General features: G+C 71.4%; 23 protein-coding genes. 19 read left to right on the top strand and 4 right to left on the bottom strand.

Annotation, left to right across the window (positions count from 1 at the left end):
• Positions 1–296: 296 nt before the first annotated feature.
• The 17 genes from IPM45_08975 to IPM45_08895 are packed head-to-tail and all read left to right on the top strand — an operon-like array spanning position 297 to position 17,900.
• Complete coding sequence (locus IPM45_08975; protein ID MBK9179685.1) at positions 297–827, top strand: Rieske 2Fe-2S domain-containing protein; 531 nt, start codon at positions 297–299, stop codon at positions 825–827.
• Positions 827–1,831 (top strand): c-type cytochrome, encoded by a 1,005-nt coding sequence (locus IPM45_08970; protein MBK9179684.1) that lies wholly within the window; start codon positions 827–829, stop codon positions 1,829–1,831. The genes IPM45_08975 and IPM45_08970 overlap by 1 nt, the downstream gene beginning before the upstream one ends.
• The gene (locus tag IPM45_08965; protein ID MBK9179683.1) at positions 1,831–2,577 is read left to right on the top strand and encodes a hypothetical protein; all 747 of its coding nucleotides are present in this window, start codon (positions 1,831–1,833) and stop codon (positions 2,575–2,577) included. The genes IPM45_08970 and IPM45_08965 overlap by 1 nt, the downstream gene beginning before the upstream one ends.
• 10 nt (positions 2,578–2,587) lie before the next feature.
• Positions 2,588–3,058 (top strand): NADH-quinone oxidoreductase subunit A, encoded by a 471-nt coding sequence (locus IPM45_08960; GenBank protein MBK9179682.1) that lies wholly within the window; start codon positions 2,588–2,590, stop codon positions 3,056–3,058.
• Positions 3,058–3,645: an NADH-quinone oxidoreductase subunit B gene (locus IPM45_08955; protein ID MBK9179681.1), complete on the top strand. Its 588-nt coding sequence runs from the start codon at positions 3,058–3,060 to the stop codon at positions 3,643–3,645. Before IPM45_08960 ends, IPM45_08955 begins: the two co-directional genes overlap by 1 nt.
• Before the next feature lie 7 nt (positions 3,646–3,652).
• A complete protein-coding gene (locus IPM45_08950; GenBank protein ID MBK9179680.1) occupies positions 3,653–4,195 on the top strand; it encodes an NADH-quinone oxidoreductase subunit C in 543 nt (180 codons plus the stop codon).
• Positions 4,196–4,220: 25 nt separating this feature from the next.
• A complete protein-coding gene (locus tag IPM45_08945; protein MBK9179679.1) occupies positions 4,221–5,546 on the top strand; it encodes an NADH-quinone oxidoreductase subunit D in 1,326 nt (441 codons plus the stop codon).
• The gene (gene nuoE, locus IPM45_08940; protein ID MBK9179678.1) at positions 5,546–6,139 is read left to right on the top strand and encodes an NADH-quinone oxidoreductase subunit NuoE; all 594 of its coding nucleotides are present in this window, start codon (positions 5,546–5,548) and stop codon (positions 6,137–6,139) included. Before IPM45_08945 ends, nuoE begins: the two co-directional genes overlap by 1 nt.
• Entirely contained in the window at positions 6,139–7,461 is a 1,323-nt protein-coding gene (nuoF, locus tag IPM45_08935; protein MBK9179677.1) for an NADH-quinone oxidoreductase subunit NuoF, read from the top strand. The genes nuoE and nuoF overlap by 1 nt, the downstream gene beginning before the upstream one ends.
• On the top strand, positions 7,454–10,114 hold the full coding sequence (nuoG, locus tag IPM45_08930; protein MBK9179676.1) for an NADH-quinone oxidoreductase subunit NuoG: 2,661 nt from the start codon (positions 7,454–7,456) through the stop codon (positions 10,112–10,114). Before nuoF ends, nuoG begins: the two co-directional genes overlap by 8 nt.
• Positions 10,115–10,116: 2 nt before the next feature.
• On the top strand, positions 10,117–11,301 hold the full coding sequence (gene nuoH / locus IPM45_08925) for an NADH-quinone oxidoreductase subunit NuoH (GenBank protein MBK9179675.1): 1,185 nt from the start codon (positions 10,117–10,119) through the stop codon (positions 11,299–11,301).
• Entirely contained in the window at positions 11,301–11,912 is a 612-nt protein-coding gene (nuoI, locus tag IPM45_08920; GenBank protein ID MBK9179674.1) for an NADH-quinone oxidoreductase subunit NuoI, read from the top strand. Before nuoH ends, nuoI begins: the two co-directional genes overlap by 1 nt.
• On the top strand, positions 11,912–12,472 hold the full coding sequence (locus IPM45_08915; protein MBK9179673.1) for an NADH-quinone oxidoreductase subunit J: 561 nt from the start codon (positions 11,912–11,914) through the stop codon (positions 12,470–12,472). Before nuoI ends, IPM45_08915 begins: the two co-directional genes overlap by 1 nt.
• A 36-nt stretch (positions 12,473–12,508) precedes the next feature.
• Positions 12,509–12,814: an NADH-quinone oxidoreductase subunit NuoK gene (gene nuoK / locus IPM45_08910; GenBank protein ID MBK9179672.1), complete on the top strand. Its 306-nt coding sequence runs from the start codon at positions 12,509–12,511 to the stop codon at positions 12,812–12,814.
• Between the two features lie 11 nt (positions 12,815–12,825).
• Complete coding sequence (nuoL, locus tag IPM45_08905) at positions 12,826–14,823, top strand: NADH-quinone oxidoreductase subunit L (GenBank protein MBK9179671.1); 1,998 nt, start codon at positions 12,826–12,828, stop codon at positions 14,821–14,823.
• A gap of 1 nt (position 14,824) precedes the next feature.
• Positions 14,825–16,351 (top strand): NADH-quinone oxidoreductase subunit M, encoded by a 1,527-nt coding sequence (locus tag IPM45_08900; GenBank protein MBK9179670.1) that lies wholly within the window; start codon positions 14,825–14,827, stop codon positions 16,349–16,351.
• The gene (locus IPM45_08895) at positions 16,344–17,900 is read left to right on the top strand and encodes an NADH-quinone oxidoreductase subunit N (GenBank protein ID MBK9179669.1); all 1,557 of its coding nucleotides are present in this window, start codon (positions 16,344–16,346) and stop codon (positions 17,898–17,900) included. Before IPM45_08900 ends, IPM45_08895 begins: the two co-directional genes overlap by 8 nt.
• On the opposite strand, the gene IPM45_08890 is transcribed toward IPM45_08895, so the two are convergent.
• Entirely contained in the window at positions 17,897–18,637 is a 741-nt protein-coding gene (locus IPM45_08890) for a gamma-glutamyl-gamma-aminobutyrate hydrolase family protein (protein ID MBK9179668.1), read from the bottom strand. The genes IPM45_08895 and IPM45_08890 overlap by 4 nt on opposite strands.
• Positions 18,634–20,007: a glutamine synthetase gene (locus IPM45_08885; GenBank protein ID MBK9179667.1), complete on the bottom strand. Its 1,374-nt coding sequence runs from the start codon at positions 20,005–20,007 to the stop codon at positions 18,634–18,636. The genes IPM45_08890 and IPM45_08885 overlap by 4 nt, the downstream gene beginning before the upstream one ends.
• Before the next feature lie 170 nt (positions 20,008–20,177).
• Between IPM45_08885 and IPM45_08880 the strand changes: the two genes are divergently transcribed.
• Positions 20,178–20,594: a universal stress protein gene (locus tag IPM45_08880; GenBank protein MBK9179666.1), complete on the top strand. Its 417-nt coding sequence runs from the start codon at positions 20,178–20,180 to the stop codon at positions 20,592–20,594.
• Positions 20,595–20,685: 91 nt separating this feature from the next.
• Here the strand turns inward: IPM45_08880 and IPM45_08875 are convergent, their stop codons facing one another.
• Together IPM45_08875 and IPM45_08870 are read right to left on the bottom strand one after the other, a co-directional pair.
• Positions 20,686–22,164 carry an amino acid permease gene (locus IPM45_08875; GenBank protein MBK9179665.1) on the bottom strand — a complete coding sequence of 493 codons (1,479 nt, stop codon included), beginning with the start codon at positions 22,162–22,164 and terminating at the stop codon, positions 20,686–20,688.
• Between the two features lie 138 nt (positions 22,165–22,302).
• Entirely contained in the window at positions 22,303–23,082 is a 780-nt protein-coding gene (locus IPM45_08870) for a glucose 1-dehydrogenase (GenBank protein MBK9179664.1), read from the bottom strand.
• A 98-nt stretch (positions 23,083–23,180) separates the two neighbouring features.
• Here IPM45_08870 and IPM45_08865 point away from each other — a divergent pair, with 98 nt between their 5' ends.
• Positions 23,181–24,635: an aldehyde dehydrogenase gene (locus IPM45_08865; GenBank protein ID MBK9179663.1), complete on the top strand. Its 1,455-nt coding sequence runs from the start codon at positions 23,181–23,183 to the stop codon at positions 24,633–24,635.
• Positions 24,636–24,671: the final 36 nt, after the last annotated feature.

Genomic DNA, 24,671 nt, shown 5'->3' with positions numbered 1-24,671 from the left:
CCGCAGCCGTGCTCTTCACGGCCGCTCGCCGGCGCGACGCACGCGGTGCCACCGGCGCCCTGTCGCGCGAGACGGTCAAGCGCGACCGCGGCGACAGCGCGGCCCTCCCCGAGGCCGAGGAGGTGGCGCTGCGCGGCAAGGACTACGAGAAGGCCGCGGTCGAGGTCGGCGGCACCGGAACTGCCCTCGCCGTGGCCGAGAAGGCCTCGGTCCCGGTCGCGTACGTACCGCCGGCCGACGACGAGACCGTCGGCGTGAGCCGCCGGCAGTTCTTCAACCGCAGCATCGTGGCGCTCATGATCCTCGGCCTGTCCGGGTTCGGGACGGCCGTGATCGCCTTCCTCTGGCCGCAGCTGAAGGGGGGCTTCGGCTCGAAGATCCGCGTCGGCAAGCTCGAGGACGTCCAGCAGGCCATCGAGGCCGGGGGCGGCTTCTACTACGTGCCCGAGGGCCGGGCCTGGCTCACCGCCTACCCGGCGGAGGCCCTGCCCAAGGCCGAGGCGGTGTACCCCCCGCCGGTGCTGGCCGGCATGAGGGAGGGCATCAACGCCCTCTACCAGAAGTGCCCGCACCTCGGCTGCCGGGTGCCCGAGTGCGCCACCTCCAAGTGGTTCGAGTGCCCGTGCCACGGCTCGCAGTACAACGCCGCCGGTGAGAAGAAGGCCGGCCCGGCCCCTCGGGGGATGGACCACTTCGCGGTGTCGGTCGACGGTGGCGTGGTCACGGTCGACACCGGCGCGATCTTCGGCGGCGCCCCGATCGGCGTCAACACCACGGGCCAGGAGGCCGAGGGCCCGCACTGCGTCGGCGGCGGGGGTGGCCACTGATGGTCTTCGCCAACGCCGCCCGCAACATCGGCATCGTCGTCGCCGTCCTGGCCCTGCTCGGCTGGCTGGTCTACGTCTTCGCCAACCTGCGCAGGGCCAAGCCCGAGGTCGGGTCCGAGATCGAGCTGGCCCCCAACCGCAAGCCCTTCTACGACGACGACAAGCTCGAGACGAAGCGCCTCGACCGGGCCCTCGGCTGGGGCGTGGCCCTCCTCGTGGTGGTGGGCGTGGGGCTGCCGCTGTACTGGCTGGCCGAGCCGGGCCGCCAGTCGGGCGCCATCACCAACTTCGACGCCACGATCGCCGGCTGGGGCGAGGAGCTGTTCGCCACCACCGCCGCCGGTGGCTTCAACTGCGCCGGGTGCCACGGCGCCGAGGGCATCGGCGGTGTCGCCAACTACACCTTCACCGACCCGCTCACCGGCGAGGTGCGCACGGTGCCGTGGAGCGCCCCGGCGCTCCAGACCGTCCTCTACAAGTTCAGCGAGGACGAGCTGCGCTACATCTTGGTCTACGGCCGGCCGTTCTCGCCGATGTCGGCGTGGGGCCTGGCCGGCGGCGGCCCCATGAACGACCAGCAGATCGACAGCCTGATCGAGTACATCAAGTCGTTCCAGATCACCCCCGAAGAGGCCCAGGCCGAGGTGCAGGCCGCCCTCGACACGGCCATGGCCTCGGGCCAGTACGACAGCGAGGGCGAGGCGCTGTTCAACCTCACCGCCGGGCAGGGCGCGTACAACTGCGCCCGCTGCCACACCCGGGGCTGGTCGTTCGGCGAGCCGCAGGTGTCGGGGGGCGGGGCGTTCGGCCCGAACCTCACGGGCGGCTCCACCGTGCGCCAGTTCCCCGACGTGTCGAGCCAGGTGCAGTTCATCCAGAACGGCTCGGAGAACGGCAAGGTCTACGGGGTCAACGGCCAGGGCAGCGGGCGCATGCCCGGCTTCGGCCAGATCCTCACCGAGGAGCAGGTCCAGGCCATCGTCGACTACGAGCGGGGGCTCTGATGCTGCTCGGCGCCATGTCCAACGTCCTCGCCTTCGGGTGGGAGCCCGAGATCCGGGGCATCACGGCGGTGCTGATCGCCGTCCTGGTGCTGATGGGGTCCACCTGGCTGCTGCTGGCCACCAACAGCGGCGCCCGCCTGGGCATGCTGATCGCCCTGGCCGGGCTGTTCGGCTGGATGACCATCCTCGGCGGCATCTGGTGGGTGTACGGCATCGGGCTCAAGGGCACCGAGCCGAGCTGGCAGGCCGAGGAGATCGTGTCCGGCGGTTTCGAGAACGCGTCCTCGGACCTGCTGATCAGCGACCCCGACCTCACCGCGTGGGAGGCGCTGCCCGCCGACGACCCGGGCCGCGGCCAGGCCGTGGCGGCCGCCGACGCCTTCTTCATCGACCCCGACACCGGCGTGTTCGAGGCGACCGGCGACTACGTGGTCGCCAACGTGTACCGCAAGGGCGGCGAGACCTACTTCCTCTCCCTCCTGCACCGGCCCCACTACGCCCTGGTCCAGGTGTACCCGGCCGTGCCCCAGATCACCGAGCCGGGCAAGGCCCCGCCGGCGCCCGTCGCCGACACGTCGCAGCCGGCCACCTACATGCTCATGGTCCGCGACCTGGGCGACAAGCGCTTCCCGTCGGCCATGATCACCCTCGGCTCCCTCGCCATCTTCCTGGTTCTCGCGTACACCCTCCACCGGCGCGATCAACTGGCCGAGCAGCACCGGTCGGCGGCGCTGGAGAAGGCGTGAGGTCGTAGCGATGGACCAGTACCTGCCGGTCCTGGCGCTCGTCGTGCTGGCGGGACTCTTCGGCGGGATCAGCCGGGTGGCGAGCCACCTGCTCGCGCCGCGCAAGCCGACGGCGGCCAAGGAGGCTCCGTACGAGTGCGGCATCGTCCCCGGCCGGGAGGCGCCCGAGCGCTTCCCGGTGAAGTTCTACCTGGTGGCGATGCTGTTCATCATGTTCGACATCGAGATCATCTTCCTCTACCCCTACGCGGTGCTCCACCGCGAGCTGGGGTGGTTCGGTCTGGCTGCGATGCTGTTCTTCAGCGCGGTGTTCTTCCTGTCGTTCGTCTACGAGCTGGCCAAGGGCGGTCTCGACTGGGGCCCCGTGAAGCGGGTGGTCCCCGCCCTCGGTGCGGTCTCCTCGGGCCGCACCGCGGCCACCACGGTGCGCCGGGTCGGCCTCGAGGGGCGCGAGGCCGGGGAGCCCGGGGTCGCGGCCTGATGGCCGACAAGCCCGGCCTGCTGTCGGACGGCCTCGAGGGCCTCCAGCACAACTTCCTCACCGGCACCCTCGAGGGCCTCGTCAAGTGGGCCCGGTCGCACAGCACCTGGCCGGCCACCTTCGGCCTGGCCTGCTGCGCCATCGAGATGATGGCCGCCGGTGGGGCGCACTACGACCTGGCCCGGTTCGGCATGGAGGTCTTCCGCGCCTCGCCCCGCCAGGCCGACCTCATGATCGTCGCCGGCCGGGTCTCGCAGAAGATGGCGCCGGTGCTGCGCCAGATCTACGACCAGATGATGGAGCCCAAGTGGGTCATCTCGATGGGCGTGTGCGCATCGAGCGGCGGCATGTTCAACAACTACGCCATCGTCCAGGGCGTCGACCAGGTCGTGCCCGTCGACGTGTACGCCCCGGGGTGCCCGCCCGGCCCCGAGACCCTCCTCCACGCCATCGTGACGCTGCACGGCCTGATCGACAGCGGTGAGCTCACCCGCCGCCGCGGGGCGAGCGGCGCCGGCGCCGGGGTGCACGTGGTGCCCCCTGCGCCGTCCGGGGTCACGCCGGTCCGGCTCGGCAGCCCGGCCTGACGACGCCATGACCGACGCCCGCACCGACGACCGCGGAGCGGCCGCCGACGTCAACCCCGAGCGCCAGCCCGAGCCCGAGCAGGTCCACGGCGCCCCGGTGACGTGGTCACGCGGCCAGCGTGTGGTCCACCCCACCGGCGCCACCTACCTGGACGTGATCCGTGGCCTGATCGACGACGGGTTCCACGTGTGCGTCGACCTGACGGCCGTCGACTACCTCACGGCCGCCGGTCGCGCCCTGCCCGACGGCGTTGCCCCGGAGCGCTTCGAGGTGGTCGTGAACCTCCTGTCGATGCAGCGGCGGGAGCGCGTCCGGGTCCGGGTCCAGGTGCCCGAGGACGACGCTTCGCTGCCGTCGCTGTTCGACCTGTTCCCCGGCACCGAGGCCCCCGAGCGCGAGGTCTTCGACATGTTCGGCATCTCCTTCGAGGGGCACCCCGACCTCACCCGCATCCTCATGCCCGAGGACTGGATCGGCCATCCGCTCCGCAAGGACTACGACATCGGCCGGATCCCGGTGCAGTTCAAGGGCGCCCCCGAGGCCCGGTGAGACCCCCGACCGCGGTGGTGCAGCCATGACCGTCGTGCACGAGCCCCACGCCGACACCTCCGAGGGCGCCCAGGAGATGGTGCCCCGCAGCCAGCTGGGCGCGGCCGAGCTGATGCGAGAGCTCGGCTCGGTCCTGCGGCTGTCCGAGGCCGAGGCCGCGGCCGCCGCCGAGGAGGAGCCGGGCGAGGACCAGACGATGCTCATCAACATGGGCCCGCAGCACCCGAGCACCCACGGCGTGCTGCGGCTCATGCTCGAGCTCCAGGGCGAGACGGTGCTGCGGACCAAGCCCATCGTGGGCTACCTCCACACCGGCATGGAGAAGACGGCCGAGTCCCTCACCTTCCTCCAGGGCGGGACCAACGTCACCCGCATGGACTACGCCTCGCCGCTGTTCAACGAGCTGGTGTTCTCCACCGCGGTGGAGACCCTGCTGGAGATCGAGGTGCCGGAGCGGGCCGTCTGGATCCGGATGCTGCTGAGCGAGATGAACCGCGTCTCGTCGCACCTGCTCTTCATGGCCACCAACGGCATGGACATCGGAGCGGTGTCGATGATGCTGTTCGGCTGGCGCGACCGCGAGGAGGCGCTCCGGTTCCTGGAGCAGGTGACCGGCCTGCGGATGAACCACAACTTCATCCGCCCCGGCGGGGTGGCCGCCGACCTGCCCGACGGCTGGCGCGACGGGCTCGCCCGGGCGCTCGACCTGCTCCCGGATCACCTCGAGGAGTACGACACGCTCCTCACCGGCCAGCCGATCTACCGCGAGCGGCTGCAGGGGGTGGGCATCATCACCGCCCAGGAAGCGCTGGCCCTCGGGGCCACGGGCCCGATCCTGCGCTCCACCGGCGTCCCCTGGGACCTCCGGCGCGACCTGCCGTACCTCGCCTACGACCAGGTCGAGTTCGACGTCATCGTCGGCACCTACGGCGACTGCTTCGACCGCTACGCCATCCGCCTCAACGAGATCCGCGAGTCGATGGGCATCATCCGCCAGATCGTCGATCGCATGCCCCGCGGCGACTACCGGATCCAGGACAAGAAGGTCACGCCGCCGCCGCGGGCCCGCATCGACGAGTCGATGGAGGCCCTGATCCACCACTTCAAGATCTTCACCGAGGGCTTCAAGGTGCCCGAGGGGGAGGTGTACGTGGCCGTGGAGTCGCCCCGGGGCGAGCTCGGCTGCTACCTGGTCTCGGACGGGTCGTCCACGCCGTATCGCATGCACATCCGACCGCCGAGCTTCGTGAACCTCCAGTGCCTGCCCCACATGATGCGGGGCGGGTTGATGGCCGACGGCGTGGCCGTGATCAGCTCGGTCGACCCGATCATGGGTGAGGTGGATCGCTGATGCCGCGTCTCACGCCCGACAACGTGAAGATCGCCGAGGAGCTCGTCGCCCGCTACCCGCGCCCCAAGTCGGCGCTCATCCCGCTGCTGCACCTGGCCCAGGAGCAGGACGGCTGGATCACCGACGAGGCGATGGAGCACATCGCCGAGCTCCTCGGGGTCACGCCGGCCGAGGTGCTGGGGACGTGCAGCTTCTACGAGATGTTCAAGCGTGAACCCGTCGGGCGGTACCTCGTGAACGTGTGCACGAACATCTCGTGCCTGCTCCTCGGCGGCGAGGAGCTGCTCGAGCACGCCGAGGAGCGCCTGGGTGTGAAGCCCGGCGGCACCACGCCCGACGGGATGTTCACCCTCGAGGACGTGGAGTGCATCGCGGCCTGCACCGAGGCGCCCTGCCTGCAGGTGAACTACCGCTACTTCACCAACCTGACGCCCGAGGCTCTCGACCAGCTGCTCGACGACCTGCGCGCCGGGCGGCTCGAGGCCGAGGTGCCCCGGCACGGCATCCTCGCCCGCGTCCGCCAGAAGGTGGGCCCGGGCCGCTGGGCGGGCACGGGGATCGCCGCCCAGGCCGAGGTCGACAAGAGGATCTGATGGCCGTCACCAACGCCCCCAAGATCATCACCTCGCGCTTCGACGACCCGGCGGCGCACACGCTGCGGGGCTACGAGGCGTCGGGCGGGTACCAGTCGCTGCGGCGAGCCGTCACCGCGATGACCCCCGAGCAGGTCACCGCCGAGGTGAAGACCGCGTCGCTGCTCGGGCGGGGCGGCGCCGGGTTCCCCGCCGGGGTCAAGTGGGGCTTCTGCCCGCCCGGCGTCTTCCCCCGCTACCTCGTCGTCAACGGCGACGAGAGCGAGCCGGGCACGTTCAAGGACCGGCTCCTGATGGAGCGCGATCCCCACCAGCTGATCGAGGGTGTGGTGATCGCGGCCTATGCCGTCGGCGCGGCCCAGGCGTTCCTCTACGTGCGGGGTGAGATGGCGCTGGCGCAGGAGCGCCTGGCGTCGGCGCTCAACGAGGCCTACGCCGCCGGCTACGCCGGCGCGAACGTGTGCGGCACCGACTTCTCGGTCGACGTGGTGCTCCACTGGGGCGCGGGGGCCTACATCGTGGGGGAGGAGACGGCGCTGATCGAGAGCCTCGAGGGCAACCGGGGCATGCCGCGACTCAAGCCGCCGTACTTCCCCGCGGCCAAGGGCCTGTACCTCCAGCCCACGGTCGTGAACAACGTGGAGACGCTGTCCAACCTCCCGTGGATCGTCGCCAACGGCGGTCAGGCCTTCGCCGACCTGGGCGAGGGCGCCTCGGCCGGCACCCGGATGTTCGCGCTGTCCGGCCACGTGAACCGACCCGGGGTGTACGAGGTCGAGCTGGGGAAGACCACCTTCCGCGACCTGTTCGAGGCACCCGTGTACGGCGCCGGGATCAGAGGGGGGCGGGCCCTCAAGGCCTTCATCCCCGGTGGCGCCTCGGCGCCGTGGTTCTTCGAGGAGCACGTCGACCTGCCGCTCGACAAGGAGACCGTCGACAAGGCCGGCTCGATGCTCGGCTCGGGCGCGATCGTCGTGATGGACGACACGACCGACGCGGTGCGGGCCTGCCTGCGGGTGGTGCGCTTCTTCGCCCGGGAGTCCTGCGGCAAGTGCACGCCGTGCCGCGAGGGCACCACGTGGCTCGAGAAGATCCTCGAGCGCATCGTCATCGGCGCAGGGAGGCCCGAGGACCTCGACCTGCTGATGGACGTGTGCGACAACATCAGCCCGGGCATCGCCTGGCCGCCGCGCCAGACGACCATCTGCCCCCTCGGGCCGTCGGCCGTGTCGCCGATCGCGTCGGCGGTGCGCCGGTTCCCCGGCGAGTTCGAGGCCTACATCAGTCGCGGCACGCGGGCGGAGGTGGGTGTCCATGCCTGACACCTCGCGGCCGAAGACCGTCACCATCATCGTCGACGGCAAGGAACTCGAGGCGGAGCCGGGCGAGCTGGTGATCGCGGCGGCCGAGCGCCACGGCATCTACATCCCGCACTTCTGCTACCACGCCCGGATGTCGCCGGTGGGCATGTGCCGCATGTGCCTGGTCGACATCGACACGGGCCGGGGTCCCATGCTCGGCGTGTCCTGCATGGTCTCGGTCTCCGAGGGCATGCAGGTGACCACCGACTCGCCGACGGTCAAGAAGGCCCAGGACGGCGTGCTCGAGTTCCTCCTGGTGAACCACCCGCTCGACTGCCCGGTGTGCGACAAGGGCGGCGAGTGCCCCCTGCAGGACCAGACCGTGGCGTACGGCCCGGGCGAGAGCCGCTTCGTGGAGGAGAAGCGCCACTACGAGAAGCCCATCCCGATCAGCGATCTCGTCTACCTCGATCGGGAGCGCTGCATCCTCTGCGACCGCTGCACGCGCTTCGCGTCCGAGGTGGCCGGGGATCCGCTCATCTCGTTCACGGAGCGGGGGAACCAGACCCAGGTCCTGACCTTCCCCGACCATCCGTTCGCCAGCTACTTCAGCGGCAACACCGTGCAGATCTGCCCGGTCGGCGCGCTCACCGCCGCGCCGTACCGGTTCCGGGCTCGGCCCTGGGATCTCGAGCAGCGTGAGAGCACGTGCACGACCTGTTCGGTGGGCTGCCGGGTCACGGTGCAGACGTCGCGCGACCGCGTGCTGCGCTACCAGGGGGTCGACCTCGACCCGGTGAACTGGGGCTGGCTGTGCGACAAGGGCCGGTTCGACTTCGAGGCGATCCACAGCGACGACCGGCTCGGCGCCCCGCTGGTGCGCTCCGAGGCGGACGAGCTGGTCGAGGCGTCCTGGTCGGAGGCGCTCGACCGCGCCGCGGCGGCCATCGCCACGGCCGTCGAGCGGGGCGGGCCGTCGTCGGTGGCGGTGCTCGGCGGTGCCCGCCTCACCAACGAGGACGCGTACGCCTGGGCCAAGCTGGCCAAGGGCGTGATCGGCACCGACAACGTCGACTGCCAGCTGGGCGACGGCCTTCCCGCCGAGGCGCTCCTGGGCCTCCCCGCCGCCACCATCGACGATGCCTGCGGTGCCGACGCGGTGGTGCTGCTGGGGCCCGACCTCAAAGAAGAGCTCCCGGTGCTGTTCCTCCGCCTGCGCCAGGCGGCCGACATCCGTCGCGTCGCGCTGCTCGAGCTCGCCCCCACGGCCACGGGCATCACCCCGTCGACCGCGGCGTCGCTGCGCTACCGGCCCGGCGAGGCGGCCATGGCGGTGCGGGCCCTGCTGGGTGATGCGCCGGGATCCGCCGCCGGCCTCTCTCCCGACGACCTCTCGGCCGGCCGGGCCGTGTTGGAGCGGGCACGCGACGGCCGCCTGGTGGTGGTGCTCGGCCGGGCGTCGCTTGCCGAGTCGCCCGAGCCCCTCGTCGACGCTGCGGCCGCGCTCCTGGCCGCCTTCCCGCAGGCGCGGTTCCTCACGACGGTGCGGCGGGGCAACGTGCGGGGCGCCCTCGACCTGGGCCTGGCGCCCGGCCTGCTGCCGGGGAGGGTCACGCTCGAGTCAGGGGGCGAGTGGTTCCGCGAGGCCTGGGGGTCGGTGCCGGCTGCTCGGGGGCTCGACGCGGCCGGGGTGCTCGGGGCCGCCGCGCAGGGCCGCATCGGCTGCCTGGTGCTGCTCGGTGCCGATCCGCTGAACGACTTCCCCGACCGGTCGCTGGCCGAGCGCGGGCTGGCCGGTGCGGCCACGGTGGTCGCCGTCGACCTCTTCCTCACCGAGTCGTCGCGCCGGGCCGACGTGGTGCTGGCCGCGGCCGGCTATGCGGAGAAGGCCGGATCCACCACCAACCTCGAAGGGCGGATCAGCACGCTCGGCCAGGCGATCACCCCGCCGGGCACCGCCCGGGCCGACTGGATGCTCGCCGCCGAGCTGTCCCACCGCCTGGGGGCCGATCTGGGCATCGAGTCGGTCGGGGCCGCGTGGGACGAGATCGGACGGGTCTCGCCGGCTCACCGCGGGCTGTCCTGGGCCGTCCTGCAGTCGCCGGCCGCGTCCGACGGCATGCTCGTGCCGCTCCCGTCGGCACCCGTGGCCGTCGGCGCTGCGGGCGAGGGCGTCGACGCCGGGCCTGAGGCGGTCGGCGGGCCCGAGCCGGAGGCCCCGGAGGGGCTGGAGGGCGTCGAGGTCGCCGACGTGCCCGAGGCCGACCAGCCGGAGCCCGAGGCGCCCCCCGCAGCTGCGCTGCCCGAGGTGCTCTCGTTCTCGGCGCCGCCGGCCGGGGGGCAGGTGCCGCCGCCCGACTCGTACTCGTTGCGCCTCGTCGCGGGCCGCACCCTCTACGACCGGGGCACGTCGCTGCGCCACTCGCCGTCGCTGGCGGCGTTGGCGCGCCCCACCGTGCTGCGCCTGAACCCCTACGACCACGAACGCATCGGCGTCTCCGGGGGTCGGCTGCGGGTGAGCTCCTCCCGCGGGAGCGTGGTGGTGGCCGCGGTGGCCGACGCGGCAGTGCCGCGCGGCGCCGCGGTGCTGGCGTTCGGGCAGCCCGACGTCGCCGCCGCCGAGCTCATCGACGTGGCGGCCCCCGTGACCGACGTCCGCGTGGAGACGCTGTAGCCATGGATCCGCTCTTCATCGACGGGGTCGACGGCACGGTCGTGCTCGTGGTCCTCATCAAGGTCGTCGTCGCCTTCGTGCTGCTGATGCTGTCGGTGCTGTTCATGGTGTGGTTCGAGCGCAAGCTCATCGGCGACATGCAGAACCGCATCGGCCCCAACCGGGCCGGACCGTGGGGCCTCCTCCAGACGCTGGCCGACGGCATCAAGCTGTTCTTCAAGGAAGACCTCCAGCCGGCCCGGGCCGACCGGTTCGTGTTCAAGCTGGCGCCCTTCCTGTCGTTGATCCCGGCGTTCGTCACGTTCGCCGTCGTGCCCGTCGGAGGCTCCTTCGTCGACGGCGGCAACGGCACGGTGACGATCCTCGGGCAGGAGACCTACCTCCAGGTGGCCGATCCGCCGATCGGCATCCTGCTGGTGCTGGCCATGTCGTCGATCGCCGTCTACGGCGTGATGCTGGCCGGCTGGTCGTCGGGCTCGAAGTATCCGCTGCTGGGCTCGGTGCGCGCCTCGGCCCAGATGGTGTCGTACGAGGCCGCCCTGGGCATGGCGGTCGCCGCCGTGGTGCTCGTGGCCAGCTCGCTGTCGACGCACACCATGGTGGTCGAGCAGTCCCCGTGGAGCTGGAACCTCTGGGTCACGGGCGTCGTGCCGTTCGTGATCTTCATCATCGCCGCGACCGCCGAGCTGAACCGTCCGCCCTTCGACCTGGTCGAGGCCGAGCAGGAGCTCGTGGGCGGGTTCCACACCGAGTACTCGTCGATCCGCTTCGCCCTCTTCTACCTGGCCGAGTTCATGAACACCGTCACCATGTCGGCGATCGTGGTCACCCTGTTCCTCGGCGGCCCCACGGGCCCCCAGCCCGGCTTCGGTCCCCCGTGGCTCTGGGGCGTCTTCTGGTTCGTGCTGAAGCTGTTCATCTTCCTCTTCATGTTCGTGTGGTTCCGCGCCACGCTCCCCCGGTTCCGCTACGACCAGCTGATGGACCTGGGCTGGAAGCTGCTGATCCCGCTGGCCTTCGGCTGGCTGCTGCTGCTGGCCGCGATCCGCGTCGCCCGCGAGGAGGACTGGAGCCTGGCCCTCGTCACCGGCATCGGGTTCGTGGTCCTGGTGGCGTGCTGGTGGCTCATCGGTGCGGCCCTGCGGGCCGCGGCCAAGCTCCGCGAGAGCGGGGAGGTCACCCTCTGATGGGCTACCTGCAGGGCTTCGTCGTCACGTTCAAGAAGCTCTGGGACACGCGGGTCACGACCCAGTACCCGGAGCAGAAGCGGCCGAAGCCCGAGCGCTTCCACGGCCGGCACGTCCTCAACCGCTACGAGGACGGCATGGAGAAGTGCATCGGGTGCGAGCTGTGCGCCGGCGTGTGCCCGGCCCGCTGCATCTACGTGCGCGGTGCCGACAACCCCCAGGACGAGCCGGTCTCCCCCGGCGAGCGCTACGGGTTCGTGTACGAGATCAACTACCTCCGCTGCATCCACTGCGACCTGTGCGTCGAGGCGTGCCCCACGGAGGCGATCACCGAGTCGAAGCTCTTCGAGTTCTCGTTCACCAGCCGCGCCGACGCCATCTACACCAAGGCGGAGCTGCTCGTCGACGACGAGGGCAGGCCGAGGCAGCTCCCCTGGGAGGACTGGCGGCCCGGCGACGACCTGCACACCTCGGGCTGGATGCGAGCCACCGCCCCGGGGGGTGACGCCTCGTTCGAGGGCCAGGTGGCCTGGTCCGGGGAGCTGGGCTACGGGGTGCGGGCGCCCGAGCAGGGCCAGTCCGCCGACGAACCGGCCGGAGGGCAGGGCTGATGGACGTCGCCGTCTTCGTCGTCTGCGCCGTCATCGTGCTCACCGGGGCGTTCGGCGTCATCCTGTCCCGGAACCCGGTTCACGCCGCGCTGATGCTCGTGATGACCCTCTTCGGCATCGCCGTGCTCTTCATCGCCCAGGACGCGCAGTTCCTCGCGGCGGTGCAGGTGATCGTGTACGCGGGCGCGATCGTCGTGCTGTTCCTGTTCGTGATCATGCTGCTCGGGGTCGACCGGAGCGAGAACCTGCTCTCCGAGCCCATCAAGCTGCAGCGCCCGGTCGCGCTGCTCGCGGTCGGGGCGGTGCTGGCCCTGCTGGTCGCCGCGATCTTCAGCGGGTCCACGTCGGCCACCGGGGCCGAGGGCGTCGGTGGTGCCAACGCCGGCGGCGCCGGCAACACCGCCGACCTGGCCCGGTCGCTGTTCACCGACTACGTGTTCGCCTTCGAGGTCACCTCGGTCCTGCTGGTCATCGCCGTGATCGGCGCCGTGGTGCTGGCTCGTCGACCGGAACGGCCCCGGGACGGCGACGAGGTCGACGAGACCTCGTCGCCGTCGTGACGGGGCCCCGGGCGCGGGGCGGGAGGGGAGTCTGAGGTGAGGGTCACCGAGAACTGGTATCTGCTGCTGGGCGCCGTGCTGTTCTGCGTCGGCGCGTTCGGGCTGCTGGTGCGCCGCAACCCGCTCGTGATGTTCATGTGCGTCGAGCTGATGCTCAACGCGGTGACCCTCACCTTCGTGGCCTTCTCGAGAGCGCTCGACGACGTCGGTGGCCAGACGGTCGTGTTCTTCGTGCTGGTTGTGGCCGCGGCCGAGGTGGTGGTGGGCCTCGGGATCATCGTGGCCATCATGCGGCGCCGCCCGGGGGCCACGGCCGACGACATCGCCCTCCTCAAGGGCTGAGGGAGGCCAGCGTGCTCGACGTCGCGTGGTTGGTGCCGGCCCTGCCCCTCGCCGGGTTCATCGTGCTCCTGCTGTTCGGCAGGCGCATGGGTGAGCCCTGGGCCGGGTGGTTCGCCACCGCCATCATCGCCGCCGCCTTCTTCGTGTCGCTGGTGGTCTTCGCCGGCCTCGTGGGCGAGCCCGCCGAGGAGCGCATCTTCACCCAGACGCTCTTCACGTGGATGCCGGTCGGGGGCTTCTCGGTCGACCTCGCCTTCCTCGTCGATCCGCTCTCCGTCACCTGGATGCTGCTCGTCACGGGCGTCGGGGCGCTGATCCACATGTTCTCCATCGGGTACATGCACGGCGACGAGAAGTTCCACACCTTCTTCACGTACCTGAACCTGTTCGTCCTGGCGATGCTCGTGCTGGTCATGGGCGACAACCTCGTGGTCACGTTCCTCGGGTGGGAGGGCGTGGGGGTCTGCTCCTACCTGCTCATCGCCTTCTGGTTCACCCGCGACGACCCGCCGGTGGCGGGCAAGAAGGCCTTCGTCACCAACCGGATCGGTGACGCGGGCTTCATGCTGGCGATCTTCCTGGTGTTCGCCACCATCGGATCGGTGCGGTACCTCGACCTGAACGAGGCGGCCGGCCAGATGGCCACCGTGACCGCGGCGGCGATCTGCCTGCTCCTGATGGTGGGCGCCATCGGCAAGTCGGCCCAGATCCCGCTGTTCGTGTGGCTTCCCGACGCCATGCAGGGCCCCACCCCCGTCTCGGCCCTCATCCACGCGGCCACCATGGTGACCGCCGGCGTCTACCTGATGTGCCGCGTCGCCCCGGTGCTGGCCGAGGTGCCCGACGTGGGCATGGCGATCGCCTGGATCGGTGCCCTCACCGCGCTGGTGGGTGCGCTCATCGCCACCTCCCAGCAGGACATCAAGAAGGTGCTCGCCTTCTGCACCGTCAGCCAGCTGGGCTACATGTTCATCGCCGTCGGCTCGGCCGAGTACGTCTTCGCGGTCTTCCACGTGCTCACCCACGCCTTCATGAAGGGGGCGCTGTTCCTCGGCGCCGGCTCCGTGATCGTCCACGGCATGCACCACGACCAGGACATGCGGCACATGGGCGGGCTGCGCAAGTACATGCCCATCACCGCCCTGTGCTTCATCGTCGCCGCGCTGGCCATCTCGGGCGTGCCGCCGCTGGCCGGCTTCTGGTCGAAGGACGAGATCCTCCTGTACTCGTGGGGCAAGAGCCCGGCCCTGTACCTCGTCGGGCTGACCGCGGCCTTCTTCACCGCCTACTACATGAGCCGGCAGGTCTTCCTGGTGTTCTACGGCAAGCCACGGTGGGAGGGCACGGAGGAGGCCCCCGAGCCGGCCGTCGTGGGCGCCGCCGCCGGCGGGTCGGCCGCCGCCCCGGCGCCCGACGCCCCGGCGCCCGACGTCCACGGCGAGGGGCACGGCGAGGGGCACGGCGGCGGCCCGCACGAGTCGCCGTGGGTGATGTGGGTCCCGCTGGCCGTGCTGGCCGTGCTGGCCGCCGTCGGCGGGGTGCTCGAGCTGCCGTTCAGCTCCGCCACCGAGCACCTCTCCCGGTGGCTCGACCCGGTGTTCGAGTCGGCGCTCAGCTCCTACCACCCGTCGACCGCATGGAAGTGGGCCGGGCCGATCATCTCGGCCGTGGTCGCGTTCGCGGGCATCGGCACGGCCGCGCTGATCTTCCTGAAGCAGCGCGTCCCGGCCAGCAAGGTGGAGCCGAAGGTGCTCGAGCGCGGCTTCTACTACGACGAGAGCATCGCCTGGACGGTCGACCACCCCGGCCGGGCCAGCTGGGACTTCGTGGCGTGGGAGGTCGACGCCAAGGGCGTCGACGGCGTCGTCAACGGGGCCGGCGTGGCCACACTCGCCACCGGGCGGGTGCTGCGGAGGCTGCAGAGCGGCTACGTGCGCGGGTACGCCCTGGGCATCGCGGTGGGAGCGGCGCTGCTGCTCGGCTGGTTCGTGATCGCCGGGGGGGTCTGACGTGGAGCCGTCGTTCCCGCTCCTCACCGCGATCATCGCCACGCCGGCCATCGGCGCGCTGGTGGTGCTGCTGATCTCGAAGCGCTACCCGGGCATCATCCGGCTGGTCGGCTTCGCCTTCTCCATCGCCACGCTGGCCCTGTGCATCTACCTGCTGACCCAGTTCGACCAGTCCGACCCCGGGTTCCAGTTCGTGTCGCGGCACGTGTGGATCGAACCGTTCGGGATCTCGTGGTACGTCGGCGTCGACGGCATCTCGCTGTTCATGGTGGTGCTCACCGGCCTGATGTTCCCGATCCTGATGGCCGGCTCCGACCCGGTGAAGCAGGAGAAGCCCTACACGGTGTGGCTGCTCCTGAGCGAGGCCTCGGCGCTGGGGGTGTTCCTCGCGCTCGACCTGTTCCTGTTCTTCGTCTTCTTCGAGCTCACGATCATCCCGCTGTACTTCCTGATCGCGGGCTGGGGCTACAAGCGGCGGCTGTACGCCGCCACCAAGTTCATCCTCTACACGCTGTTCGGGTCGGCCTTCATGCTCGTCGGCCTGATCGCCCTGGTGGCGCTGAACGCTCGGGCGACCGGCGTGGTCTCGTTCGACATGGTCGCCCTGGCCGAGAGCCAGAACGTGATCGGCAACGCCGGCCGCTGGATCTTCCTCGCCTTCGGCATCGCCTTCGCGGTGAAGACGCCGCTCTTCCCGGTGCACACCTGGCTGCCCGACGCCCACACCGAGGCCCCCACCGCGGGCTCGGTCGACCTGGCCGCCGTCATGCTCAAGCTGGGCAGCTACGGCATGGTGCGCTTCGGGCTCTACCTGTTCCCCGAGGCGTCGGTGTTCTTCGCCCCCCTCATGATGACCCTCGGCACCGTCGGCATCGTCTACGGCGGGGTCGTCGCCGCGATGCAGCACAACATCAAGCGTCTGGTGGCGTACTCGTCGGTCGCCCACATGGGCTTCGTCGTGCTCGGCATCTTCGCCCTCACCACCCAGGGCCTCACCGGCGGGGTGCTGGTGATGGTGAACCACGGCATCACCACGGGCGCCCTCTTCATCCTGCTGCACTACCTGTACGAGCGCCGGCACAGCTACGAGATGGCCGACCTCAAGGGCCTGCAGACGTCGATCCCGATCATCGCGGGCGTGTTCACCGTGTCGATGCTGGCCTCGATCGGGGTGCCCGGGCTCAACGGCTTCGTGGGCGAGTTCCTGGTGCTGGTCGGCACGTTCGTCTCGGCCCGGTGGTGGGCCGTCGTCGCCGTCGTCGGGGTGATCGTGGCGGCGGTCTACATGCTCTGGGCCTACCAACGGGTGTTCCACGGCGAGCCCGACGAGGCCAACCGCAACCTCCCCGACCTGAAGCTGAAGGAGGGGCTCGTGATCGCGCCGCTCGTGGCGCTGATGGTCTTCATCGGCCTCTACCCGAAGCCGGTGCTCGACCGGATCGAGCCCTCGGTGAAGAAGCTCCTCGAGCACGTCGAGCTCAACTCCGACTACCGCCAACCCGAGGTCTCGCTGAAGGGGGGTGACTGACGTGGCCGCCCTCCACCTGCTGGCCCAGACCGCCGGCCGCGTCGACGTGCCCGACATCCCCTGGTTCGACATCTCGCCCATGCTCGTGCTGCTGGGCGGCGCCCTGCTGGTGATCGTGGCGTCGGCGCTGGTGCGGGACCGGGCCGCTCCGGGCACCTGGGCGATCCTCACGGTCGCCACCGCGGCGGCGTCGCTCGTGCTCTCGTTCGCCCTGTGGGACGACGTTCTCGACGAGGGGCCCCGTTCCGTCGTCGCGGGCGCCGTCGGCATCGACGGCTTCTCGACCTTCTTCTGGATCCTGTTCTCCGGAGCGGTGATCCTCGCCTCGTTGTTCGCCGACGACTACCTGCGGCGCGAGCGGCTGGCCGGCCCCGAGTTCTACGCGCTGCTGATGCTCGCCGCGATCGGCGCCATGGTCATGGCGTCGGCCGACGACCTGATCGTGCTGTTCCTCGGCCTCGAGACCCTCTCGCTGGCGCTGTACGTGCTCGCCGGCTTCCACGTCCGGCGCCTCCAGTCGCAGGAGGCCGCCCTCAAGTACTTCGTGCTCGGCGCCTTCTCGTCGGCCTTCCTCCTGTACGGCATCGCCCTCACCTACGGGGCCACCGGCTCCACCAACCTCGCGTTCATCGCCGACTTCCTGGCCAAGAACGTGCTGCTCGACAACGGCGTGCTCCTGGCCGGCATGGCCCTGATGCTGGTGGGCTTCGGGTTCAAGGTGTCAGCCGTGCCGTTCCAGGCGTGGACGCCCGACGTGTACCAGGGCTCGCCGTCACCGGTCACCGGCTTCATGGCGTCGGCGGCCAAGGCCGCCGGGTTCGCGGCGCTGCTGCGCGTCTTCTACCTGACCCTCGAGCCGTACCGCGTCGACTGGCGGCCGATCATCTGGGTGCTCGCCGTCCTCACGCTGCTGGTCGGCTCCACCCTCGCGGTCGTCCAGACGAACGTGAAGCGGATGCTGGCCTACTCGTCGATCAGCCACGCCGGCTTCGTGCTGGTGGCCGTGCAGGCCGGCACCCCCACGGGCACGGCGGCAGCGCTGTTCTACCTGCTCACCTATGCGGTGATGGTGCTCGGGACGTTCGGCGTGGTCACCCTCATCGGTCGAGCGGGCGACTCGCACCACCGCGTCGACGACTACCGGGGCCTGGCCCGGCGCAGCCCGGTGCTGGCCGTCGGCTTCCTCATCCTGCTGCTGTCGCAGGCCGGCATCCCCGGGACGGCGGGCTTCCTCGCCAAGTTCTACGTGATCGACTCGGCGGTCGAGGTGGAGTCCTACTCCCTGGCCGTGGTCGCCATGCTCTCGGCCGTGATCGCGTCGTTCCTGTACCTGCGGATCGTGGTCGCCATGTTCTTCCCGGCCGACGACGAGACCGCGTTCTTCCCCGACGTGGGCGAGGCGGCACCGACGACGAAGCCGCGCATCCCCTGGGCCGTGGGCGTGGGGCTGGCGTTCACCGTGGGCTTCACCGTGGTGGTCGGCGTGGCCCCCACCGCGGTGATCGACTTCGCCCGCGACGCCGTGCCCGTGCTGGTGGCCGGCCGCTAGCGGCCGGCGGCCCGGCGCACCAGCTCGGCGAACAGGCCGTGCTGCGCCGGGTCGGTGGCGGCCGTGTCCTCGGGGTGCCACTGCACCCCCACGACCCACGCCGCGCCGTCCAGCTGGACCGCCTCGACGACCCCGTCGGGGGCCCGGCCGGTGACGGTGAGGCCCTCGCCGATGCGGTCGAGGGCCTGGTGGTGATGGCACGACCCCACCACGTCGGTGGCGCCGGCCGCCACGGCCGCCAGCGAGCCCGGCTCCAGTCTCACCGGCGTGCGGGAGCCGCCCCCGGCCACGCCGGGCGCGCCGTGGTCGCCCAGGCCGGGCCGCCCGCCGATGTGCTGGTGGAGCGAGCCCCCGAGGGCCACGTTCAGCACCTGGATCCCACGGCACACGGCGAGGGTCGGAACCCCTGCGGCGATGGCCGCCCGCACCAGCGCCAGCTCGAAGACGTCGGTGGGGTCGTCGACGCCGTAGACGGTCTCGATCGCCTCCTGGCCGTAAGTGGCCGGGTTCAGGTCGCCCCCGCCCTGGAGCACCAGGCCGTCGAGGTGCGCGACCAGGTCGGCGACGGCCTCCGGGGCCACGGCCGGCAGCAGCGCGACGGCGGCGCCGGCCCGATCGAGGGCGTCCACGTAGAGCCGGCCTCCGGCCGCGGCGTCGGTGCGCCAGCCGCCGAGCCGGGTGACCGGCACGTGGCGGGCGGAGAGCCCGACGAGGGGGCGGGCCACGGCCTCGCTCAGATCCGCTCGAAGTTGCGGCGGAGCTCCCAGTCGGTGACCGCCCGATTGAAGGTGGCCCACTCCTGGTAGGCGGTGTTGAGCAGGTGGTGGTGCACGTCGGGGCCGAACGCGGCCGCCGCCACCTCGCTGCGCTCCAGCTCGCCGATGGCCTCGACGAGGTTCCACGGCACGCGCGGCACGCCCTCGGCGGTGTAGCCGTTGCCCTCGAAGATGGCGGGCGGCTCGACGCGCTGCTCGATGCCCCAGAGCCCGCCGGCGATGGTCGCCGCGAAGGCCAGGTAGGGGTTGGCGTCGGCGCCGGGGATGCGGGACTCGACGCGCAGCCCGGAGCCGTGGCCGACGACACGCAGGCCCACGGTGCGGTTGTCGCGGGCCCATGCGACCGCCGTGGGCGCCCAGGAGTCGGGCTGGTAGCGCTTGTACGAGTTCACGTACGGGGCGAAGCACCAGGCGAACTGGCGGGCGGTGGCGAGCAGGCCGCCCAGGTACCAGCGGAAGGTGTCGCTCAGGTGGTGGGGGGCGGCCTCGTCGGAGGTGAGCGACCGCTCGCCGGCCGCGTCCCAGATGCTGGAGTGGACGTGGCAGCTGGATCCCACCTCGGCGAAGTCGTACTTGGCCATGAAGGTGATCGAGCGGCCGTTGAGCGCCGCGATCTCCTTGGCGCCGTTCTTGTAGATGGTGTGGCGGTCGGCCATGGTCAGGGCGTCCGCGTAGCGCAGGTTGATCTCGTGCTGGCCGTTGCCGGCCTCGCCCTTCGAGAACTCGACCGGCACGCCAGCGGCGTCCATGCCGTTGCGGATCTGGCGGATGAGGTACTCGTCCTTCGTCGTCTGGAGGATGTGGTAGTCCTCGATGTAGTCGGCGTGGGGCGAGAGGCCGCGGTACCCCTTGGCGCTGGCCTCCTCGAAGCTCTCACGGAACAGGAAGAACTCGACCTCGGAGCCGCACATCACCGACAGGCCGAGAGCCCGGGCCCGCTCCACCTGGCGGCGCAGGATCTGGCGGGGCGACACCTCCACCGGCTCGCCGCTCTCGGTGTCGACCAGGTCGCAGACGACCAGGGCGGTCTTCTCGAGCCAGGGGACCAGGCGGAGGGTGGACAGGTCGGGGACGGCCTTGAAGTCGCCGTAGCCCAGGTCCCAGTTGGCGTAGCGGTAGCCCGGCAGCGGGGTCATGTCGACGTCGACGGCGAGCAGGTAGTTGCAGTTCTCGGTCCCCTCCCCGACGACGTGGTCGCAGAAGAAGTGGCCCATGACCCGCTTCCCCATGAAGCGGCCCTGGAGGTCGGGGAACACCACCAGCACCGTGTCGACGTCGCCCCGGTCGACGAGGTCGGCGAGGGTGGGCAGGTCGAGCAGTCCTCGGGCCATCGGGAGGTCTCCTGCGGTCGTCGCGGCGGGGCGTGGTGGAGCGTACGCGCCCGCGCCCGGGGGTGTTCCGGGCGATCGGGTCCGGGCCGGGAGCGGGTGGTCGTCGCGGGCGGCCCCCGGGGGGGCAGAATGCGGGGGCTCGACCGGGAGGGGAGGTCGCCGTGGGCAGGATCGTCGTCGGGGTCGACGGGTCGGAGGGCTCCTTGGCCGCGCTGCGGTGGGCGCACCAGGAGGCGAAGCTGCGGGGTGACGAGCTCGACGTGGTGATGGTGTGGACCTACCCGTACCGGGGTCGGCGCACCGGGATGTCGGAGCCATCCGACGACATGGAGCTCGAGGCGGCCCAGGCCCTCGAGGCGGCGATGGACCGGTTCCGCGCCGAGCTGGGCGACGACCACAGCGTGGCCGTCCACGGCCGGCTCGTCGAGGGCGGCCCCGCGGCGGCGCTCCTCGAGGCGGCCGACGGCGCCGACCTGCTGGTCGTGGGATCCCGGGGGCACGGCGGCTTCGCCTCGCTGCTCCTGGGCTCGGTGAGCCACCAGGTGGCGCACCACGCCGTGTGCCCGGTGGCCATCATCCGAGGCTGACGCCCGATCGCCCGCGTTCTGTGCACGCGGGGCGCCGTCGAACGGCCTCCCGCGTGCTCAGGACGATCGCGGGGACCGACCGCCGGGCCGCTCAGGCGATGCTCTCGAGCTCGTGCTCGATGGCCTCCAGCTCCTCCCGGGTGCCCTGCACCTTCGGCCCGGTGAACCACCTCCGGGCCGACACGACCCACCAGACCCCTGCGAACAGGGCGACGACGCCCACGGCCACCGGCGCGTAGTTGAACGTGTCCACCGTGACCGGGCTGAACTGCGGGAGGCAGAAGAGCACGCTGATGAACAGCACCCACACGACCGCGGCCCATCCCACGGGCTTGCTCCACCGGCCGAGGTGCCAGGGGCCCCTCTGGAAGCTGTCGCCCGCCCGGAGCCGCAGGAAGATCGGGATGATGTAGGCGATGTAGAGCCCGATCACCGCGATGGAGGTGACCGCGAAGTAGGCGGTGGGGCTGTACAGGTAGGGCAGGCCGAGCACGAAGGCGAAGACCGCGCAGAACCAGATCGAGTTGGTGGGCGTGCGGGTCCGCGGGTTGATCCGGTGCCAGAGCCGGTGGGCCGGCACGGCGCCGTCACGGGCGAAGGCGTAGAGCATGCGGCTGTTGGCGGTGACCGAGGCCATGCCGCAGAAGAACTGGGCGCCGATCACGATCAGCAGGAGCACCTCGCCGAAGTTGCGCCCGAGCGCATCGATGAAGATCTGGACGGGGGGAACGCCCGTGGGGGAGTTCAGCGCCGACTGGTAGCCCGAGCCGTCGAGGCCGAGCTGCCCCGGGATCGCCATCGTGATGCCGACGAGCAGGACCCAGCCGGCGAGGAGGGACACGACGATCGACATGACGATCCCGCGGGGTCCGGCCACGTCGGCGGCCCTGGTCTCCTCGGTCATGTGGGCCGAGGCGTCGTAGCCGGTGAACGTGTACTGGGCGAGCAGGAGCCCGATCAGGAAGACGTACAGCCCGGAGCCCTTGAATTCCCAGCCGGTGTTGTTGACGAAGGTGGTGAACACCGCCTTCGGCGACTGCAGGTCGTCGGAGAAGAGCAGGAGCGACCCGACGATGACCACCACGCCGAGGATGTGCCACCAGACGCTCACGTCGTTGAACAGCGCCACCAGCCGCACGCCGAAGGTGTTGAGCAGCCCGTGGAGCAGAAGGACCACCCCGTAGATGATGATGATGCGGGGCCGCGTGATCTCCATCCCGAAGGCCAGGTTCAGGTAGGCGCCAAGGAAGCTGGCGAGCCCGAAGTCGATGCCGGCGGTGACCGCCACCTGCCCGAGCAGGTTGAACCAGCCGGTGAACCAGCTCCATGCCGGTGCGTTGCGCTTGGCCAGCTTGGCCGACCAGTAGTAGAGGCCGCCGGCGGTGGGGTAGCTGGAGCACACCTCGGCCATCGACAGGCCGACGAGCGTGACGAGCAGGCCGACGAGCGGCCAGCCGATGGCCATGACCACGGGTCCGCCGGCGTTCATGCCGAACCCGTAGAGGGTGAGGCAGCCCGACAGGATCGAGATGATCGTGAACGAGACCGCGAAGTTGGAGAAGCCACCCATCTTGCGGAGCAGCTCCTGGGCGTAGCCCATCTCGTGGAGCCGCTGCCGATCCCGGTCGTCGGTGCGCTCGGCAGGCACGTGGGCCATGGCCCCTCCCTCGGCCGGGCTCCCCCGAGCCCGGTCTCCGCGAGGGGATTCTTACTCAGGCGTGGTGTAGGCCGCCGTGATTCCTCCATCGACGACGAGGGCCGCCCCGGTCATGAACGAGGAGTCGTCGCACGCCAGGAAGAGCGCCGCCCGCGCGATCTCCTCGGCCCGGCCCAGCCTGCCCATGGGGATGTGCACGAGCCGACGCTGGCGACGGGCCGGGTCGGACATCAGCTCGGCGAGCAGCGGCGTCTCCACCGGGCCGGGGCACAGGGCGTTGGCCCGGATGCCGGAGCGGCCGTACTCGACCGCGATCTCGCGTGTCATGGCCAGCACGCCCCCCTTGCTCGACGTGTAGGCGATCTGCGGCGTGGCCGCTCCCACCAGCGCGACGAACGACGCCACGTTCACGATCGATCCGCCGCCCGAGGCCAGCATCGCCGGGATGCCGTACCGGCAGCCGAGCCACACGCCCTTCAGGTTGACGGCCATCACGCGGTCCCACGTCTCCTCGGGGGTGGTGGTGGGGCCGTCGTCGTCGGCCGGGAAGATGCCGGCGTTGTTGTAGAGCACGTGCAGGGCGCCGAACGCCTGGAGCGCGCCGGCCACCATGGCCTCGGCCTCGTCGGCCCGCGACACGTCGGCCCGGACGAAGGCGGCCTCGTGCCCGGCGGCGCGGAGCTCGGCCACCGTGGCCTGGCCCGGCTCGACGACCACGTCCGACACCACGACCCGTGCGCCCTCGGCGGCGAACAGGTGCGCCGCCACCCGGCCCATGCCGCTGGCCGCGCCCGTGATCAAGGCCACCTTGCCGGCCAGCCTGTCGCCCATCTGCGCCTCCCGTCGTCGCCGCGCGGCTCGCGCGGACCGCTGCGACCGGACCTCCCGGGGCCCCGGGCCCGCTCGCGGTGGCTCCGTATGATGCCCCCATGGGCCCGGCGCTGGTGACCGACCTGCTCATCGGTGGCACGACCAGGCCGGCGGCCGACGGTGCCACCTCCACCGTGCACGAGCCGGCCACGGGGGGCGCCCTGGCCGAGGTGGCGCGGGCCGGCCTCCCCGACGTGGAGGCCGCGGTCGCCGCGGCCACCCGGGCGTTCGAGCAGGGGCCGTGGCCGCGGCTCACGGCGACGGGGCGCGGCCGGGTGCTCCACCGCGTGGCCACCCTGCTGCGGGAGCGGCTCGACGACATCGCCGAGGTCGAGGCCCGCAACGCCGGCAAGCCGATCGGCTCGGCGCGGTGGGAGGTCGAGGCCTGCGCACGCACCTTCGAGTACTTCGCGGGCGCCGCCGACAAGCTGCTGGGCGACGTGGTCCCGATCTCCAAGCCCGGCCTCGACGTCGTGCTGCGCGACCCCATCGGCCCCTGCGGGCTGATCGTGCCGTGGAACTTCCCGCTGATGATCGCCGGCTGGAAGGCCGCCCCGGCCCTGGCGGCCGGCAACCCGATCGTGCTGAAGCCGGCGTCGTACACGCCGCTGTCGGCGCTCCTGCTCGGCCAGGTGCTGCTCGACGCGGGCGTGCCCCCCGAGTGCGTCAGCGTGATCCCGGGGCCCGGGGCGCAGGTGGGCGACGCGCTGGTGGCCGACCCGCGGATCGCCAAGGTGTCGTTCACCGGCGAGACCGCGACGGGGGCGCAGATCCTGCGCTCGTCGTCCGACAACATCACGCGCGTGTCGCTCGAGCTGGGCGGCAAGTCGGCGTGCATCGTCTTCGCCGACGCCGACCTGGAGCGAGCCCTCGACGCCCTGCCGGGGGCGGTGTTCGACAACGCCGGCCAGGACTGCTGTGCGCGCAGCCGGGTGCTGGTGGAGCGCCCGGCCTACGACGCCTTCGTGGCCGGGTTCGCGTCGCGGGCCGCGTCCCTGCGGGTCGGGCTGCCGCTCGACGAGACCACCGAGATGGGGCCGCTCATCTCCGAGCGCCAGCGGGCCACGGTGTCGGGCTACATCGAGGTGGGCGTCGACGAGGGAGCCGAGCTCGTCACCGGCGGCGTCGCCCCCACCCGGGGCCCGCTGGCCGCCGGCTCGTTCCTCACCCCGGCCGTGCTGGCCGGCGTCGGCAACGACATGCGGGTGGCGCAGGAGGAGATCTTCGGCCCGGTGGCCTGCGTCATCCCGTTCGACGACGAGGCCGACGCGATCCGCATCGCGAACGACAGCCCGTACGGTCTCTCCGGTTCGCTCTGGACCCGCGATCTCGGGCGCGCCCTGCGCGTCAGCCGGGCGTTGCGCACGGGCGTGCTGTCGGTGAACTCCAACGCCAGCGTCCACGTCGAGGCGCCCTTCGGGGGGTTCAAGCGGAGCGGCCTCGGGCGTGAGCTCGGCCTCCAGGCGCTGCACCACTACACCGAGGTGAAGAACGTCTACTTCTGCTCGGAGTAGCCGCCCCGACCCGCCGGTCCCTTCGCCCGTGCGGGT

It is taken from the genome of Acidimicrobiales bacterium (genome assembly GCA_016716005.1).
Classification (GTDB): domain Bacteria; phylum Actinomycetota; class Acidimicrobiia; order Acidimicrobiales; family JADJXE01; genus JADJXE01.
This window is presented reverse-complemented; position numbering and strand designations above follow the sequence as displayed.

Bases quoted from the DNA above. Each gene is read 5' to 3' on its own strand.
- IPM45_08975 (MBK9179685.1), top strand. From the start codon at position 297: ATGATCCTCGGCCTGTCCGGGTTCGGGACGGCCGTGATCGCCTTCCTC.
- IPM45_08970 (MBK9179684.1), top strand. From the start codon at position 827: ATGGTCTTCGCCAACGCCGCCCGCAACATCGGCATCGTCGTCGCCGTC.
- IPM45_08965 (MBK9179683.1), top strand. From the start codon at position 1,831: ATGCTGCTCGGCGCCATGTCCAACGTCCTCGCCTTCGGGTGGGAGCCC.
- IPM45_08960 (MBK9179682.1), top strand. From the start codon at position 2,588: ATGGACCAGTACCTGCCGGTCCTGGCGCTCGTCGTGCTGGCGGGACTC.
- IPM45_08955 (MBK9179681.1), top strand. From the start codon at position 3,058: ATGGCCGACAAGCCCGGCCTGCTGTCGGACGGCCTCGAGGGCCTCCAG.
- IPM45_08950 (MBK9179680.1), top strand. From the start codon at position 3,653: ATGACCGACGCCCGCACCGACGACCGCGGAGCGGCCGCCGACGTCAAC.
- IPM45_08945 (MBK9179679.1), top strand. From the start codon at position 4,221: ATGACCGTCGTGCACGAGCCCCACGCCGACACCTCCGAGGGCGCCCAG.
- nuoE (MBK9179678.1), top strand. From the start codon at position 5,546: ATGCCGCGTCTCACGCCCGACAACGTGAAGATCGCCGAGGAGCTCGTC.
- nuoF (MBK9179677.1), top strand. From the start codon at position 6,139: ATGGCCGTCACCAACGCCCCCAAGATCATCACCTCGCGCTTCGACGAC.
- nuoG (MBK9179676.1), top strand. From the start codon at position 7,454: ATGCCTGACACCTCGCGGCCGAAGACCGTCACCATCATCGTCGACGGC.
- nuoH (MBK9179675.1), top strand. From the start codon at position 10,117: ATGGATCCGCTCTTCATCGACGGGGTCGACGGCACGGTCGTGCTCGTG.
- nuoI (MBK9179674.1), top strand. From the start codon at position 11,301: ATGGGCTACCTGCAGGGCTTCGTCGTCACGTTCAAGAAGCTCTGGGAC.
- IPM45_08915 (MBK9179673.1), top strand. From the start codon at position 11,912: ATGGACGTCGCCGTCTTCGTCGTCTGCGCCGTCATCGTGCTCACCGGG.
- IPM45_08885 (MBK9179667.1), bottom strand. From the start codon at position 20,007: ATGGCCCGAGGACTGCTCGACCTGCCCACCCTCGCCGACCTCGTCGAC.
- IPM45_08875 (MBK9179665.1), bottom strand. From the start codon at position 22,164: ATGGGTGGCTTCTCCAACTTCGCGGTCTCGTTCACGATCATCTCGATC.
- IPM45_08870 (MBK9179664.1), bottom strand. From the start codon at position 23,082: ATGGGCGACAGGCTGGCCGGCAAGGTGGCCTTGATCACGGGCGCGGCC.
- IPM45_08865 (MBK9179663.1), top strand. From the start codon at position 23,181: ATGGGCCCGGCGCTGGTGACCGACCTGCTCATCGGTGGCACGACCAGG.